Origin of the sequence: Nocardiopsis listeri, from assembly GCF_020741345.1 — a bacterium.
GTDB classification, from domain to species: Bacteria; Actinomycetota; Actinomycetes; order Streptosporangiales; family Streptosporangiaceae; genus Nocardiopsis; species Nocardiopsis listeri_A.
Genome location: NZ_DYZD01000195.1, coordinates 1 through 15,745 on the forward strand (window position 1 = coordinate 1; position 15,745 = coordinate 15,745).

The 15,745-nt window shown below is 70.0% G+C and carries 15 protein-coding genes and 1 pseudogene; 13 read left to right on the plus strand and 3 right to left on the minus strand.

What is annotated here, in order from left to right:
- Positions 1-12: 12 nt before the first annotated feature.
- Positions 13-471, minus strand: a complete 459-nt coding sequence (locus tag K8V84_RS10710) for a hypothetical protein (RefSeq protein WP_304073765.1) — start codon at positions 469-471, stop codon at positions 13-15.
- Between the two features lie 315 nt (positions 472-786).
- Here K8V84_RS10710 and K8V84_RS10715 point away from each other — a divergent pair, with 315 nt between their 5' ends.
- A complete protein-coding gene (locus K8V84_RS10715; RefSeq protein WP_304073767.1) occupies positions 787-2,160 on the plus strand; it encodes an NAD(P)/FAD-dependent oxidoreductase in 1,374 nt (457 codons plus the stop codon).
- Positions 2,161-2,349: 189 nt separating this feature from the next.
- Here the strand turns inward: K8V84_RS10715 and K8V84_RS10720 are convergent, their stop codons facing one another.
- Positions 2,350-2,640 (minus strand): metal-sensitive transcriptional regulator, encoded by a 291-nt coding sequence (locus K8V84_RS10720; protein ID WP_304073792.1) that lies wholly within the window; start codon positions 2,638-2,640, stop codon positions 2,350-2,352.
- A gap of 304 nt (positions 2,641-2,944) precedes the next feature.
- Here K8V84_RS10720 and K8V84_RS10725 point away from each other — a divergent pair, with 304 nt between their 5' ends.
- The 5 genes from K8V84_RS10725 (at position 2,945) to K8V84_RS10745 (ending at position 8,412) form a co-directional block, all read left to right on the plus strand.
- Entirely contained in the window at positions 2,945-3,190 is a 246-nt protein-coding gene (locus K8V84_RS10725; RefSeq protein WP_304073769.1) for a DUF2630 family protein, read from the plus strand.
- A gap of 120 nt (positions 3,191-3,310) precedes the next feature.
- The gene (locus tag K8V84_RS10730; RefSeq protein WP_304073771.1) at positions 3,311-3,973 is read left to right on the plus strand and encodes a DUF4126 domain-containing protein; all 663 of its coding nucleotides are present in this window, start codon (positions 3,311-3,313) and stop codon (positions 3,971-3,973) included.
- Positions 3,974-4,026: 53 nt separating this feature from the next.
- The gene (locus tag K8V84_RS10735) at positions 4,027-4,704 is read left to right on the plus strand and encodes an HAD family hydrolase (RefSeq protein WP_304073773.1); all 678 of its coding nucleotides are present in this window, start codon (positions 4,027-4,029) and stop codon (positions 4,702-4,704) included.
- A gap of 258 nt (positions 4,705-4,962) precedes the next feature.
- Positions 4,963-6,960 carry an acetoacetate--CoA ligase gene (locus tag K8V84_RS10740; protein WP_304073776.1) on the plus strand — a complete coding sequence of 666 codons (1,998 nt, stop codon included), beginning with the start codon at positions 4,963-4,965 and terminating at the stop codon, positions 6,958-6,960.
- A gap of 192 nt (positions 6,961-7,152) precedes the next feature.
- Positions 7,153-8,412, plus strand: coding sequence for a heparan-alpha-glucosaminide N-acetyltransferase domain-containing protein (locus K8V84_RS10745; protein WP_304073777.1), 1,260 nt, complete (start codon positions 7,153-7,155; stop codon positions 8,410-8,412).
- 22 nt (positions 8,413-8,434) lie between these two features.
- Here K8V84_RS10745 and K8V84_RS10750 read toward each other — a convergent pair whose 3' ends face one another.
- Positions 8,435-9,121: a hypothetical protein gene (locus K8V84_RS10750; protein WP_304073778.1), complete on the minus strand. Its 687-nt coding sequence runs from the start codon at positions 9,119-9,121 to the stop codon at positions 8,435-8,437.
- A 358-nt stretch (positions 9,122-9,479) separates the two neighbouring features.
- Here K8V84_RS10750 and deoC point away from each other — a divergent pair, with 358 nt between their 5' ends.
- From deoC to K8V84_RS10785, 7 genes and pseudogenes are all read left to right on the plus strand, one after another.
- On the plus strand, positions 9,480-10,427 hold the full coding sequence (deoC, locus tag K8V84_RS10755) for a deoxyribose-phosphate aldolase (RefSeq protein WP_304073780.1): 948 nt from the start codon (positions 9,480-9,482) through the stop codon (positions 10,425-10,427).
- A gap of 2 nt (positions 10,428-10,429) precedes the next feature.
- Complete coding sequence (locus K8V84_RS10760) at positions 10,430-11,860, plus strand: aldehyde dehydrogenase family protein (protein WP_304073782.1); 1,431 nt, start codon at positions 10,430-10,432, stop codon at positions 11,858-11,860.
- Positions 11,853-12,803 (plus strand): aldehyde dehydrogenase, encoded by a 951-nt coding sequence (locus K8V84_RS10765; RefSeq protein ID WP_304073784.1) that lies wholly within the window; start codon positions 11,853-11,855, stop codon positions 12,801-12,803. Before K8V84_RS10760 ends, K8V84_RS10765 begins: the two co-directional genes overlap by 8 nt.
- A 65-nt stretch (positions 12,804-12,868) precedes the next feature.
- Entirely contained in the window at positions 12,869-13,504 is a 636-nt protein-coding gene (locus tag K8V84_RS10770) for a GNAT family N-acetyltransferase (RefSeq protein WP_304073786.1), read from the plus strand.
- A gap of 2 nt (positions 13,505-13,506) precedes the next feature.
- Positions 13,507-14,109 carry a GNAT family N-acetyltransferase gene (locus K8V84_RS10775; protein WP_304073788.1) on the plus strand — a complete coding sequence of 201 codons (603 nt, stop codon included), beginning with the start codon at positions 13,507-13,509 and terminating at the stop codon, positions 14,107-14,109.
- On the plus strand, positions 14,106-14,903 hold the full coding sequence (locus tag K8V84_RS10780) for a purine-nucleoside phosphorylase (RefSeq protein ID WP_304073790.1): 798 nt from the start codon (positions 14,106-14,108) through the stop codon (positions 14,901-14,903). The genes K8V84_RS10775 and K8V84_RS10780 overlap by 4 nt, the downstream gene beginning before the upstream one ends.
- A 105-nt stretch (positions 14,904-15,008) precedes the next feature.
- A pseudogene (locus tag K8V84_RS10785) lies at positions 15,009-15,745 on the plus strand (phospho-sugar mutase); the annotation flags it as partial.

Sequence of the window (15,745 nt, forward strand, 5' to 3'; positions counted from 1 at the left end):
TGGCTCGGGATCCTAGGAGGTTCCCGCGTCCTCGGTGGCGCCCTCCACCGGCTGGGTGACGTTCTCCTCGGGAGCGTCGCCGGCCGCCTCATCGGTCTCGTCGGCCTCGCCCGGGGCTTCGTCCTCCGGAGCCTCGTCGGTGCTCGCCGGAAGGTCGAGCTCCTCCAGGGCGCCCGCCGGATCCTCCAGCTCGAAGAGGGCCTCCAGCGTCTCCAGCGTCTCGGGGTCGCTGAGCAGCTCGACGGCGTCCTCGTCGGCGAGGATCTCCTGGACCTGCGGGTCCTCGAGGAGTGCGGCCGCTTCGGGCGACAGTTCCTCGACGGGTTCGGTGACCTCGTCGGTGGTGTCGGTGACCTCCTCGGTGGGCTCGGTCACCTCGTCCGGCGGGTCGGCGAAGGCCGCCCCGACACCGAACACGGTCAGTCCCCCGGCCAGCATGGTGGTGGCGGCGATCCTGGTGAACGCGCGCATATACGTTCCTTGCCCCTCTCACTGTCACGGGTCAGCACCTTCCGTACGTGCATGACCACTCACAGTCATCAAGCGTGTGCGCCGAGTGGCGGTGCCGGCAACAAACAGGGGGTCTCGTTCCCTCGAATTTCCCGTATGCCATCAGAGGGGAGAGGCAATGCAGGACAAAGTCCCCGGAACGTTCCGTGTGGGAACCGGGGAAAACGGAACGCCGCCCCGTACATTCGACGGCGGTGAAGTGGGTACTCCTGCGTCCGACGGCCCGCAGACGCGAAGGACGTCCCGCCCCCGATACGAAGAAGGAGCGGTGAACACATGTCTCGGCCTCGGATCGTGGTGGTCGGTGCGGGATTCGGTGGAGTTCACACCGTGCGCCACCTCGAACGCCGCATACCCAACGGTGCGGCCGACATCGCCTTGGTCGCACCGAACGACTACATGCTCTACAGTCCGCTGCTGCCCCAGGTGGCCTCAGGGCTCCTCACCCCGCAGTCGGTGGCCATGTCTGTGCACCGGCTCATGAAGAAGACCCGGTTCGTGCCCGGGCACGCCGTGGGTGTGGACACCCAGGACCGCACCGTGGTGGTGCGGCGGCCCACCGGCGAACTCGCGCCGGTGCCCTACGACCGGCTCGTCCTGGCTCCCGGTGGTCTGACCCGGGAGTTCGACATCCCCGGGCTGACCGAGCACGCTTACGGGGCCAAGACCCTCGCCGAGGCGGTCCTGCTCCGCGACCACGTGCTGGGCCAGCTGGAGCTGGCCAACGACTCCAAGGACCCGATCGAACGTGAGGAGCGCTGCCGCTTCGTGGTGGTCGGCGGCGGCTACACCGGTGTGGAGACCGCGGCCTCGCTCATGCGCCTGTGCGAGGAGGCCGCCCGCCTCTATCCGGAACTGCGCTCGGTGATCCGCTGGCACCTGGTCGACATCGCGCCCAAGGTCCTGCCCGAACTCGGTGACCGACTCGGCCGCAAGGCCCTGAAACTGCTGCGGAACCTGGGCATCGAGGTCAAGCTCAAGGTGACCGTCCGTGAGGTCACCGCCGACAAGGTCGTGCTGACCGACGGGCGGGCCCTGCCGTGTCGGACCCTGATCTGGACCGCGGGCGTCTCACCCAGTCCGCTCATGGAGACCCTCGGCAAGCCGACGATGCGCGGCCGACTGGAGGTCGGCGCGGACCTGGCCGTCCCTGGCCGGTCGGACGTGTTCGCGATCGGCGACGCGGCCGCCGTGCCCGACCTGTCGAGCGCCGAGAGCGCCTACTGCCCGCCCACCGCCCAGTACGCCAGCAGGCAGGCGGCCACCGTGGCCCAGAACGTGGTCCACTCGATCCTGGGGCGGCCACTGCGCGAGTTCCGACACAAGGACATGGGGCTCGTTGTGGACCTGAGCGGCAGTGACGCGCTGGCCCGCATCATGCAGTTCGATCTGAGCGGTCTGCCGGCGCTGGGGGTCACCCGCGGCTACCACGTGATGTCGGTGCCCTCGGCCACGGCGCGGGCGCGGATCGTCGCCAACTGGGGGATCCGAGCCTTCACCGGGGGAGAGGTCGCCCGGATGGGGTTCGCCGACGAGGGACGACCCTCGTCGTTCGTGGCCAACGAGAAGGTGGACTACCTGGACGCGGAGGGCGCTCGGAAGGCGGGAGCGCGCCTACGGGAGAACGAACGGGATCGCTACGGTGACTGAGCCGAAGCCGTTGTCGAGGGCCCCGGAACCGTCGGAGGATGCGGTTCCGGGGCCCTTCTCGTTCTCCGGTCGTCGCGTCGACGGCGGAGGAGGAGCGTGGTGGCGGCCGTGACCTGGGCGAGGTGGGTCGCGCGGGCCCGAGGTCCCGGGCGGTGCCGGTGAGCCGTGACCGGCGGAGTGGGGCGGTGGTCAGGAACGGACCAGGCGGGCGATGGCGTCGGAGGCCTCGCGGACCTTCTCCTCGGCCTCCTCGCCGCCGTTGGCCACGGCGTGGGCGACGCAGTGCTTGAGGTGTTCGTCGAGCATGGACAGCGCGAAGGAGCGCAGCGCCTTGTTGACGGCGGAGGTCTGGGTGAGGATGTCGATGCAGTACTGGTCGTCCTCGACCATGCGCTGCAAACCGCGGATCTGCCCCTCGATGCGACGGAGTCGGTTGATGTGGCTCTGCTTGTCGTGGCTGTAACCGTGGTTCGCCGTCATGCCGCCGTTTCCCTGTTGTGCCTGCTCAGCTGCCATAACAATACCCCCTCAAGGTATTCAAGGGCGGGGTCTCCCGGTCTATTCCGCCGGGCCGGCCGCCGACACGGAACGATTCACCACCAACGCGGCCGTAGTAGGAGTTTCCCAGACCGCCGGGGTCGGTCGGTGCGTGTCGCCGGGACCTTCGACCCCGGGTCACGGTTCCGGTGTCGTTTCCGGCCTCGCGTAAACGTTCGGTCCGAACCGGACAATCCGGGGTACCCGACCCTTGCCCCGGTCTCCGGGCCGTGCCGACCATGGCGTTATGAGCGACAGCGCCGAACAGGACATCATGACGACCATCCGCGGTTTGATGGACGAGGAGCACGCGCTCCGATCCACACCGGGTGGCCTGGAACCGGCCGAACGCGGTCGGATGAGGGAGGTCGAGGAGGCGCTCGACCAGTGCTGGGACCTGCTGCGTCAGCGTCGGGCCAAGAACGAGTTCGGGCAGGATCCCGACGACGCCAGGGTCCGGCCGGTCTCCGAGGTCGAGGACTACCGGCAATGACGTAGCGCCGATGGCCGCGCGGAATCCACAACCAGAGGCCCTTCGGGAGCGTCAACATGGACAACGGCCGGCTTCGAGGAGTCGGAGCCGATCGCAGTCCATCGCGTACGAAGGAACCGCATGTTCGCCATCCTCACCGGGTTGGGCCTGGCCTCCGCGTCCGGGCTCAACGCCTACGTCCCCCTGCTTCTGGTGGGGTTGATCGCACGATTCACCGAGCTGATCCCGCTCGGCCCGTCCTGGACCTGGTTGGAACACCCGATCACCCTGATCAGTCTCACCGTGCTGTTGGTCGTGGAGTTCGCGGCGGACAAGATCCCCGCGCTGGACAGCCTCAACGACGTCGTCCAGACCGTGATCCGACCGTCCGCCGGCGGGATCACGTTCGGTGCGGGCGCCTCGACCGTGGAACTGGCCGAGATCACCGGTGAGGCCTCCGGTGCGGCGTCCACCTCCGGCGGGGTGGCGTGGGGCGCGGTCATCGCCGGCGCCCTCATCGCCCTGGCCTTCCACCTGGTCAAGGCGCTGGCCAGGCCGGTGATGAACGCGATGAGCTTCGGCGTGGCCGCCCCGCTGGTCTCCTTCCTGGAGGACGTCGTCAGCTTCCTGACCTCGGTGATGGCGATCCTGCTGCCGGTGCTCATCCTCATCGTGTTCCCGCTGATGGTGCTGTTCTCGGTGTGGGTCGTGCGCCGACGCCGTCGGATCCGCGAGGAACGTCGGATGGCCGCTCAAGGCGGCCCCGACGGATATGGCGGCCATGACCTGGGAGGTCCCGCCTGAGGGTGGCCGAAACCGCATACCGGAAATCGGCTTCTGGCCGTAAAGTGCATCCGATGCCTGAGATGACTTTCGAGAACCGCAACCCCCGCCACATCGTCTGGGACTGGAACGGAACCCTCCTGGACGACAACCACGCCAACCTCGCCGCGGTCAACGCCGTCTGCGCGGGGTTCGGTCGCGAACCCGTCGAGTTGGAGTACTGGCGTTCGATCTTCCGACGCCCGCTCATCCCCTGCTACGAGGAGCTCCTCGGACGTTCCTTCGCCGAGGGGGAGTGGGACCGGGCCGAGGAACTGTACGACACCAACTACGTCAAGCACCTGCCCACGTGCGACCTCGCGCCCGGCGTCCCCGACGTTCTGCACGACTGGGCCGGCAAGGGCGGCACGCAGTCGCTGCTGTCCATGGCCTCCCATGACCACCTCGTCCCGCTGATCGGCGAACGCGGGCTCACCCCGCACTTCACCCGGGTCGACGGACGCAGGTTCGAGACCGAACAGGACTCCAAGGCCGAGCACTTGGTCCACCACCTGCGCCACCAGGACCTGGACCCGGCCCGGGTCGTCCTCATCGGCGACATCGACGACGACGCCCGCGCGGCGCGCGAGGCGGGTGCGCAGCCGATCCTGGTCGCCAGTGGCCTGATGTCCCGAGAGCGCTTGGAGGCCACCGGTGCCGTGGTCGTCGACTCGCCCGCCGAGGCCGTCGCCACGGTGATGTCCCTGAGCTGAGCGGTCTTCGCTCGGCGTCCCCTCCGGTGCCCGAACGGCCGCCCCGTGGTCCACGAAAGGGGATCCGGCCGTGGGTCAACGTAGGAACCCCACTCTTTCCGAAGCTTCGGAGGTGGGGTTCCCACGTTCTTCGGCGACCATGGTGACCTGCGAACACCGTTGGATCCACTAGGTCGGACCGGCCCGTGATCGCGGGCACGGCGTGTTGTTAGATGGGTCTCGAAGCAACGCACAGCGACGCGATCGGAAGGCGGGCCAATGACGGAGAGCAGCGTGCCCCGTGTGCTCTGGGAACCCGACGAGCGGCGGATCGACTCCGCCAACATCGTGGCGTTCGCACGATGGGCCGCACAGGAGAAGGGTGTCGACGCCTTCGGCGGCGACTCCACCCGGGCGCGGGACTTCGACTACGACGCCCTGTGGCGCTGGTCGGTCACCGACGTCGACGGGTTCTGGGCCTCCATCTGGGACTACTACGGGGTCCGGGCCGACACCCCCTACGAGGCGGTCCTGGCCGACCGGAGCATGCCGGGGGCGCGGTGGTTCCCCGGCGCCACCCTCAACTACGCCCGACACATCTTCGAGGACCGTGACGACGACGCCGTCGCGATCCGGCACGCCACCGAACTGCGCGGACTCGGTGAGTGGACCTGGGGCGAACTGCGCGAGCGCACCGCGGCCATCGCGGCCGGACTGCGCGAACTCGGTGTCGGCGTGGGCGACCGGGTCGCCGCCTATCTGCCGAACCTGCCCGAGACGGCCGCCGCGTTCTACGCCGTGGCCTCCCTCGGTGCCATCTGGTCCTCCTGCTCGCCCGACTTCGGCGTGCGCAGCGTCATCGACCGGTTCGCCCAGATCGAACCGAAGGTGCTGTTGGCCGTGGACGGTTACCGGTACGGAGGCAAGGACTTCGACCGCCGTCCCGTGGTGGAGGAACTGCGCGCGGCCCTGCCCACGGTGGAACGCACGGTCCTGCTCGACCACCTGACCCCCGGCGCCGGGCTGGAGGGCGCCCTGCCCTGGGCCGACCTGGTGGCCTCCGGTGCGGGCACCGAACTGAGCTTCGCCCCCGTCCCCTTCGACCACCCCCTGTGGGTGCTCTACTCCTCGGGCACCACCGGTCTGCCCAAGGCCATCGTCCAGGGTCACGGCGGCATCCTCCTCGAACAGCTCAAGAACCTGAACCTGCACCTGGACGCCCAGGAGCACGACCGGGTCCTGTGGTTCACCACCACCGGGTGGATGATGTGGAACTTCCTGGTCAGCGTGTTGCTGACCAAGGCCTCCATCGTCCTGTACGACGGTAGCCCCGCGGCCCCGAACATGGAGGCGTTGTGGGACCTGGCCGCCGAGGCCGGGGTGACCGTGTTCGGTACCAGCGCCGGGTACCTGTCCTCCTGCATGAAGGAGGGCGTGGTCCCGCGCGAGGGTCGCGACCTGTCCGCGCTCAAGGCGATCGGTTCCACCGGTTCCCCGCTCAGCCCCGAGGCGTTCTCCTGGGTGTACGAGCAGCTCGGTCCGGACCTGTGGCTCTTCTCCACCAGCGGCGGCACGGACATCTGCAGCTGCCTGGTCGGAGGTACCCCCACCCTCCCCGTGTACGAGGGCGAGATCCAGTCCCGTGCCCTGGGCATGGCGGTGGCCTCCTGGGACCCCGACGGCAAGGAACTCATCGGGGAGGTCGGCGAGCTCGTGGTCACCGAGCCCGCGCCGTCCATGCCGGTGTTCCTGTGGGGCGACACCGACGGTTCGCGCCTGCACGACAGCTACTTCGCCGTCTACCCGGGGATCTGGCGGCACGGCGACTGGATCGAGATCACCGACCGGGGCACCGCGATCATCTACGGCCGCTCGGACTCCACCATCAACCGCGGTGGCGTGCGCATGGGCACCAGTGAGATCTACCGGGCGGTCCTGGCCCTGGACGACGTCCTGGACGCCCTGGTGGTGGACGTTCCACAACAGGACGGCTCCTCCCGGATCGAACTGTTCGTGGTGCTGCGCGAGGGTGCCGACCTGGAGGGCGACGTGCCCAAGGAGATCGCCCGCAGAATCCGCACCGACTGTTCGCCCCGACACGTCCCGGACCGGGTCCGCGCCATCGCCGCGGTGCCACGGACCCTGTCCGGCAAGGTGCTGGAGGTCCCGGTCAAGCGGATCCTCATGGGCGAGAGCCCGGAGAAGGTGGCCAGCCGCGACTCGCTGGCCAACCCCGAGGCGTTGGACCACTTCAGCGAGATCGTCGACGGGGGCTGACCCGGCCCACGAACGGCCGGCCCACGTCGAACATCGGGCCCGGGGCGCTCGCGCTCCCCGGGCCCGCTTCACAGGACGTGGTTCACGCCCCGGGGTTGCTTCGTGGGCGGGCCCTCGGGCCGGCCGGGTGTGGCCGTTAGAAGAACGTCAGGACGTTGGAGAGCCACGCGCAAGCGGCATAGCCTGACGAACGTGGCACAGAACCAGTCTGACGACACCGGCACCCTCCCCGACGACCGTCCCCCCGCCAGGAATCGTGTCGACGGCATCGACGCCGCTCGGGCGCTCGCGGTCTTCGGCATGTTCGCGGTCCACCTCGGGGTGGTCTCCTTCGGGCTGCTGCCCGAGGAACAGGGCTGGGAGCTGCACGGCCTGGTCCGGGGCAACTCCTCGGCGCTCTTCGCCTTCCTCGCCGGAGTGTCCCTGGCCCTGATGAGCGGACGCGCCGAACCGGTCTCGGGCCGGCCGCTGCATCGGGTGATGGTCAAGATCGTGGCCCGGTCGCTGGTCATCGGTCTGCTCGGTCTGTTCCTGGACTCGCTCGCGGTCCCGGTGGCCATCATCCTCACCTACTACGCCGGGTTCTTCGTCCTTGCGCTGCCGTTGATCCGCGCTCGGGCGGTCGTGTTGTGGATCGCCGCCGCGACCCTGGCCGTTTTCGGCCCGATCGTGTCCTTCCTGCTGCGTCAGGACCTGTTCCCCGCGCAGCCGCGTACCGGAGCCCTCACCTCCTTCTCGGAGTTCTTCCTCACCGGCTACTACCCGGCCATCACCTTCATGGCGTTCATGTTCGCGGGCATGGCGGTGGGCCGCACGGACCTGACCGCGACGGTGGTGCGCGTGCGTATGGTCGTGGGCGGCGCGATCATGACCGCCATCGGCTATCTGGGACCGTGGGTGCTGCTCTACCCGATGGGCGGCCTGGACCGGCTCACCGAGGCCCACAGCACCTTCCTCAACGGTTCGCCGCTGAGCTCGGTGGACGCCGAGACCGCCGAGGAACTGCGCTGGAACACCATCGACGCCATGCACAGCATCAGCGGCCAGGTGCACACGGACAGCTGGTGGTGGCTGGCGGTGGGAACCCCGCACACCGGGACCACCTTCGAGATCTTCGAGGCGGTCGGCCAGGCGTTGCTGGTGCTGGTGATCTGCATGCTGCTGGCCGAGCGGCTGCCGCGCGTGATGTACCCGCTCACCTCGGTGGGCCGGATGCCGTTGACCGTCTACACCGGGCACATCCTCGTCCTGGCGGTCATCGTCGCCCTCCACCCGGAGAACGCCGCGGGCGGACCGTTCTACCTGGAATGGTTCATCCTCGGCTCGTTCGTGTTCGCGACCCTGTGGCGCCTGCTGCTCGGACGCGGCCCGCTCGAACTCGGCCTGGGCAAGGTCGCCGAGGGCGCGGCGGTGCTCATGGACGAGGTCGGCGGCCGGGACCGGCGCGGCTGAGCGAGCCGGCCGGGCGAACCGCTCAGCGGTCCCGGGGCCTTCGGATGTTGGCCGAGGTACGGTCCCGGTGGGCGAGCGAGTCGGTGGTGGTCCGGGTGTTCTGCCGGATCAGCCGGCGGGCGTCGTCGGCCGCCGAACGCGCCACCTCCGGGCGGGCCACCGGCCGCTGTGAGAGTTCGGCGTCCTCGGGCAACCCGATGTCCATGGGCAGCCCGGCCCTGCCGATCACCCGCAGCTGGGAGGCCTCCTGGGAATGGGAGGGGCGGATGTCGCCGTCGGGGGTCTTCCAGGCGGCCAGACGATGGACGAACCAACGTCCGCCCCGGAACTCCTCGCCCCGGTCCCAGACCGACCCGTCGGGGCGTTCGAGGAGGGCGTGCCGAAGGTCGGCCAGGGTCCACCCGGCGGAGAAGAAGCGGGCCGACTCGGCCTTGAGGAAGGCGAAGTCCACCCCGCGCAGTGACGGGTCCTCCCGGCGGATCAGCTCACAGGCCTCGTGCACGGCGTGCGGAGTGTGCCGGGGTCGGTGCTCCGGGTCCGCGACGGGTTTGCGCAGCAGGGCGTCGTCGACGGTCACGATCACCTCTCCACGCCGGTTGTCCCAGATGCTCACGTCGTCGCGCGCCCACCCCTGGGACTCGGCCAGGGCGACCGCCATCTTCCGCAGGTCGACCTGGGCGTCGTCACTGCTGATCCGGAATTCCGCCATGGCACCCAGAGTAGCCGCGAAGGGCGACGTCCGTGCTCGCTCCGAGTCGTCCAGGGGAGTGGTCCGGTCTAGACCGCACCTGGCCCAAGGTGGGTGATTCAAGCCGGTGAAAGCGCCGTTTTGGGGTGATTCGAGCGTGCATTGGGAGGAAAGAACGATGATCACGAGATATCCGGCTTGGAGACTTCTCCAACCTTGACGGACCCGAACACGCGAGGCGATGTCACCGGCGGAGCCCGGGGTTATGGTGACTGCCTGACGGCCCCGGCCGGGACGCGGAGCCCCCGCGGCCGGCCCGGGACCCGCCGTCCCCGCCCAACCGGTGGCGGACGGTCACAGTGAACCGACGAAGCTGTAGGTGCCCGTGTCACACACCGCGACCGCGCCCGAGGCGACCACGAACCACGCGCTCCGGGCCTATCTGTACGGCCTGCCCGGTGTCGACGAGGTCGGCGCACGGGCCCGGGCCCAGGACCTGTCCACCCGGTCCATCAAGACCACCGCCAAGGCGGTCGCCATCGACCTGGCGATCTCCATGGTGGACCTGACCACCCTCGAAGGCGCCGACACCCCGGGCAAGGTCCGGTCCCTGTGCGCCAAGGCCGCCCTGCCCGACCCGGCCGACCGCACCGTGCCGAAGGTGGGCGCCGTGTGCGTCTACCCGGACATGGTCGCCACCGCCGTGGCGGCGCTGCGCGGCACCGGCATCGGCGTGGCCTCGGTCGCCACCGCCTTCCCCGCCGGGCGCGCGCCCCTGGACGTCAAGCTCGCCGACACCCGGAGGGCCGTGGCCGACGGCGCGAGCGAGATCGACATGGTCATCGATCGCGGCGCGTTCCTGTCCGGCGACTACCTGAAGGTCCACGAGGAGATCGTCGCGGTCAAGGAGGCCTGCGGGGACGCCCACCTGAAGGTCATCCTGGAGACCGGTGAGCTGAACACCTACGACAACGTGCGCCGCGCCTCCCACCTGGCCATGCGCGCAGGCGGCGACTTCATCAAGACCTCCACCGGCAAGGTGGCCCCGGCCGCCACGCTTCCGGTCACGCTCATCATGCTGGAGGCCGTGCGCGACCACCACGCCGCGACCGGCCGCAGGGTCGGAGTCAAACCCGCCGGCGGCATCCGTAACACCAAGGACGCCATCCGCAACCTGGTGCTGGTCAACGAGACCGCCGGGCCCGAGTGGCTCACCCCGGACCTGTTCCGGATCGGTGCCTCCAGCCTGCTCAACGACCTGCTCATGCAGCGCACCAGGCTGTCCACCGGCACCTACCCGGGCCCCGACTACTACACGCAGGACTAGCCGTGATCTTCGAGTACGCGCCCGCACCGGAGTCCCGCTCCGTCGTCAGCCTGCGCGAGACCTACGACCTGTTCGTCGACGGCGAGTTCACCCCGGCCCAGGGCGGTGAGTACATCACCAGCCTCAACCCGGCCGACGAGGAAGGGCTCGCCCGGGTGGCCGTGGCCGGTGCGGCCGACGTCGACCGCGCCGTCGCCGCCGCCCGCCGCGCCCAAGAGACCGTGTGGGGCCGCATGAGCGGTGCCGAGCGCGGCAAGTACCTGTTCCGCGTCGCCCGGATCATCCAGGAGCGTTCGCGCGAGCTGGCCGTCCTGGAGACGCTGGACAACGGCAAGCCCATCAAGGAGACCCGCGACGTCGACGTTCCGCTGGTCGCCGCGCACTTCTTCTACTACGCCGGTTGGGCCGACAAGCTCTCCCACGCCGGGTTCGGGCCGAACCCGAGGCCGCTGGGCGTGGCCGCCCAGGTCATCCCGTGGAACTTCCCGCTCCTGATGCTGGCGTGGAAGATCGCCCCGGCGTTGGCCACCGGCAACACCGTGGTGCTCAAACCGGCCGAGACCACCCCGCTCACCGCGCTGGTCTTCGCCGAGATCTGCCAGGAGGCCGACCTGCCCCCGGGCGTGGTCAACATCCTCACCGGTGCGGGCGAGACCGGTCGGGCCCTGGTCGAGCACCCGGGCACCGACAAGGTCGCCTTCACCGGCTCCACCGAGGTGGGCCGACAGATCGCGCGGTCCGTGGCCGGCACCGACAAGCGCCTCACCCTGGAACTGGGCGGCAAGGGCGCCAACATCGTCTACGACGACGCGGCCATCGACCAGGCCGTGGAGGGCGTGGTCTCCGGGATCTTCTTCAACCAGGGCCACGTGTGCTGCGCCGGCTCGCGTCTGCTGATCCAGGAGTCCATCGCCGAGGAGTTCCTGCCCCGGCTCAAGGCCCGCATCGCCAAGCTGCGCCTGGGCGACCCGCTGGACAAGAACACCGACATCGGCGCGATCAACTCCGCCGCCCAGTTGGAGCGGATCCGCGAGCTCACCGACACCGCCGACGAGGAGGGTGTGGAGCGTTGGTCGCCGGCCTGCGACCTGCCCGAGTCCGGCTACTGGTTCGCGCCCACCGTGCTGACCGGTGTCAGCCAGTCCCACCGGGTGGCGCGCGAGGAGATCTTCGGCCCGGTGCTGTCGGTGCTGACCTTCCGCACACCCGAAGAGGCCGTGACCAAGGCCAACAACACTCCCTACGGACTCTCCGCCGGGGTGTGGACCGAGAAGGGCTCGCGCATGCTCTGGACCGCCGAGCGTCTGCGCGCCGGCGTCATCTGGTCCAACACGTTCAACAAGTTCGACCCGACCAGCCCCTTCGGAGGCTACAAGGAGTCGGGATACGGCCGCGAGGGCGGGCGACACGGTTTGGAGGCCTACCTTGGCTGAGCGGCGCGAGAACAAGAAGAAGGGCGAGGGCGCGGCCAAGACCCCGGCCGAGGACAGCGCCGAGGTCCCGGCCCGCCTGGCGGTGAAGAAGACCTACAAGCTCTACCTGGGCGGGGCCTTCCCCCGCTCGGAGTCGGGCAGGAGCTACCCCGTGACCTCTGCGGACGGCACCCACCTGGCCAACGCCTCGCTGGCCTCCCGCAAGGACGCCCGTGACTCCGTCGCCACGGCCCGCAAGGCCTTCGGCGGCTGGTCCGGACGCACCGCCTACAACCGCGGCCAGATCCTCTACCGGATCGCCGAGGTCATGGAGGGGCGGCACGCCCAGTTCGCCGAGCAACTGGTCGCCGCCCAGGGGATCACCCGGGCGAAGGCCGACCGCTACGTGCGGGCCGCCGTGGACCGCTGGGTTTACTACGCCGGCTGGACCGACAAGTTCGCCCAGGTCATCGGGGGTGCCAACCCCGTCGCCGGGCCGTACTACAACCACTCGGCGCCCGAACCGACCGGTGTGGTCGTGGTGTTCGCGCCCCAGGGCGCGCCGCTGCTGGGACTGACCTCGGTGTTGGCCCCGGTCATCGCCACCGGCAACACCGCCGTGGTGGTCTCCTCAGAGACCGCGCCGCTGCCGGCGATCGAGCTCGCCGAGGTGCTCGCCACCTCCGACGTTCCCGGCGGGGTCGTCAACATCCTCACCGGCAGGGTGGGTGAGATCGGTCCGCACCTGGCCGCGCACGCCGATGTCAACGCCCTGGACCTGACCGGTACGGGCGAGCAGGCCGTGGAGTTCGAGAGGACCGCCGCCACCACCCTCACCCGGGTGCTGCGACCCGGACCGCAGACCCACGGCGGCGAGGAGGCCTGGCTCGACACCGACCCCGGAACCTCTCGCATGACGCCCTTCCTGGAGACCAAGACGGTTTGGCATCCGGTCGGAGTGTAAGACTGACGGTCGGGCCCGCTCCGCGATCGAGACGGGCCCGCTCCGACAGCGAGTGGAGGATGAAGGTGCCGGCGAACACCCCCGAAGAGGTACAGCCCCCCGTTCCCGAACACCGCACGGTCCCCGGACTGCGCCTGGTCCGCCTGGACCGCAACAACCCCGAGGTCGACCTGCTCCGTGAGGTGGTGGCCCGCCAACGGGTCGCCCCCGGACAGCGCAGGTTCGTCGACGAGGCGGTGCACACCCTGCCCCGTGCCGACGACGACCCCGAACGCTTCCCGTACGCCATCGTCCTCACCGAGGGCGACCTGTCCGACCGCGCAGGCGCCCTGGACGCCTGCGTCGGGTTCGGCATCATCGACCGACGCGGGGCCCTGCGCGAGATCGTCGACGAACCCGACAAGGCGGTGCTCTTGCGCGCCTTCTACGTCGCACCCGAACACCAGGGCAGGGGGATCGGCCGCACCGCGTGCTCGGCCCCGCTGCTCGACCTGCTCGTCGTCCAGGTCGCCCCTCGCGCCGAACAGATCGTCCTGTGCCTCAACGAGGGCAACGAGGGCGGCGAACGCGCCTACCGCGCCGCAGGGTTCGAACCCACCGGTCGCCACTACGACGCCGGTGAACACGGGCCCCAAAGCGTGTTCGCCCGACCTTTGCAGACCGGATCCCACCCGGTGCCACGACTCCCGGAACCGAGTTGACCGTGGACCATGAACGTCCCGACGTGCGCCTGGTCCCGCTGGACCGGGCCACGCCGGAGACCACCGCCCTGCGCAAGGAGTTGCTCGACCACGAACTGCCGCCCGAGCAGCTCCGCTTCACCGGGCTGCCCGCGCAGACCCTGCCCGAAGCGGACGCCGACCCCGCGCGCCTTCCCTACGCGATCGTGGTCGGGGAAGCGGTGATCGACGGGGAGCGGGAGGCGCGCGCACGCTGCGCGGGGTTCGGCGTCCTCGACGCGAACGTCGGTGCGCTACCGGTCGACGCGCCGGAGCGGGCGGTGCTCATGCGCGCCTACTACGTCACGCCACAATGGCAGGGACGAGGGGTCGGTCGTACCTCCTGCGCCCCGCCCCTGCTCGACCGATCGGTCTCGACGGTCGCCCCGAACGCGGAGAAGATCGTGCTCTGCGTGAATCGGGCCAACCTCTCGGCCCAGCGTGCCTACGCCGCCGCGGGCTTCGCCTTCACCGGGAACATCGTCCCCGGGAACGCGGGCCCCCAGTACGTGATGGCACGTCCCCTGGACATCGAAGTCCGCCCCGAGCCGCGCCCGCGGCACCGACGAACGGAGAACCCGCAGTGACTCGCACGCCCCAGGCCGCCGCCGAGCAGGCCGCAAACGAACTGCGCGAACGCACCGGTGTGGACGGCTACGACATCGCCCTGGTGATGGGTTCCGGGTGGGCGCCCGCCGCCGATCTGCTCGGCGACGCCAAGCACGAACTGCCCTCGTCGGAGCTCTCCGGTTTCCTGAAGCCGGCCGTGGACGGCCACAGCGGCACCATCCGCTCCATCGGTGACGGCGACCGGAACATCCTCGCCTTCCTGGGCCGCACCCACCTGTACGAGGGCCACGGGACCGACGCCGTCGTGCACGGTGTACGCACCGCCGTCGCCGCCGGGGCCCGGACGATCGTGCTCACCAACGCCGCGGGCGGCATCAACACCGACTACGCCGTCGGTTCCCCGGTGATGCTCTCCGACCACATCAACATGACCGCGAAGTCGCCGCTGTCCGGTGCCGACTTCGTCGACCTGAGCCAGACCTACAGTCCCGAACTGCGGGCCATCGCCCACGACGTGGTCCCGGACCTGCGCGAGGGCGTCTACGCGGCCATGCCCGGCCCGCACTTCGAAACGCCCGCCGAGGTCCGCATGCTCCGGGCCCTGGGCGCCGACCTGGTCGGCATGTCCACCGTGCTGGAGGCCATCGCGGCCCGTGCGGCCGGTGCCCAGGTGCTCGGCATGTCCCTTGTCACCAACATCGCCGCGGGTCTGAAGGGCGCCAACCTCGACCACCAGGAGGTCCTGGCCACCGGACGCGACTCCGCCGAGACCGTCGGCCGCCTGCTGGCCGACGTCGTCGCCAAGCTCTGACCGAACGATCTCGCTCGCAGCGCCCATCTCGGTGCCGCAGCCGGCGCTGCGGGCAAGGTCGTCGGGACGCCCCACCATCAGCGGCTCCACTCGGAAGGTTCTGCTTTGACCGCCACCGAACTCCTCGCCCGGGCACGGGACTGGTACGCCCAGGACCCGGACCCCGTCACCCGGCGCGAACTGTCCGACCTGATCGCCCGAGCCGAGACCGCGGACGAGGCCGCACTGGCCGACCTGCGGGACCGGTTCGCCACCGGGCTGGAGTTCGGCACGGCCGGTCTGCGCGGTGAGCTCGGAGCCGGGCCCAACCGGATGAACCGGGTGGTGGTCATGAGGGCCGCGGCGGGCATCGCCTCCTGGCTGGGGGAGGGCGACAAGCACGTGGTCATCGGCTATGACGCCCGGTACCGGTCGGCGGACTTCGCCCACGACAGCGCCGCCGTCCTCACCGGGGCCGGTCACCGCGTGTCCGTGCTGGCGGAGCCTTTGCCCACCCCGGTGCTCGCCCACACCCTGCGCGACCTGGACGCGGACGCGGGGATCGTGGTCACCGCCAGCCACAACCCGCCCAAGGACAACGGCTACAAGGTGTACGTGGGCGGTGCCGGGGACGACGCCGGAAGCCAGATCGTCGCTCCGGTGGACGCCGAGATCTCCGCGGCCATCGACGCGGTCGGACCCGTGGGCGACCTGCCGATGGGGCGGGACTGGACGGTGCTGGGACCCGAGGCACTGGACCGCTACCTGGACGCCGTCACCGCGCTGCCCCTGGGCGAGGACCGGGACCTGTCGGTGGTCTATACGGCCATGCACGGCGTGGGCGGTCGTGTGCTGGTGGAAGC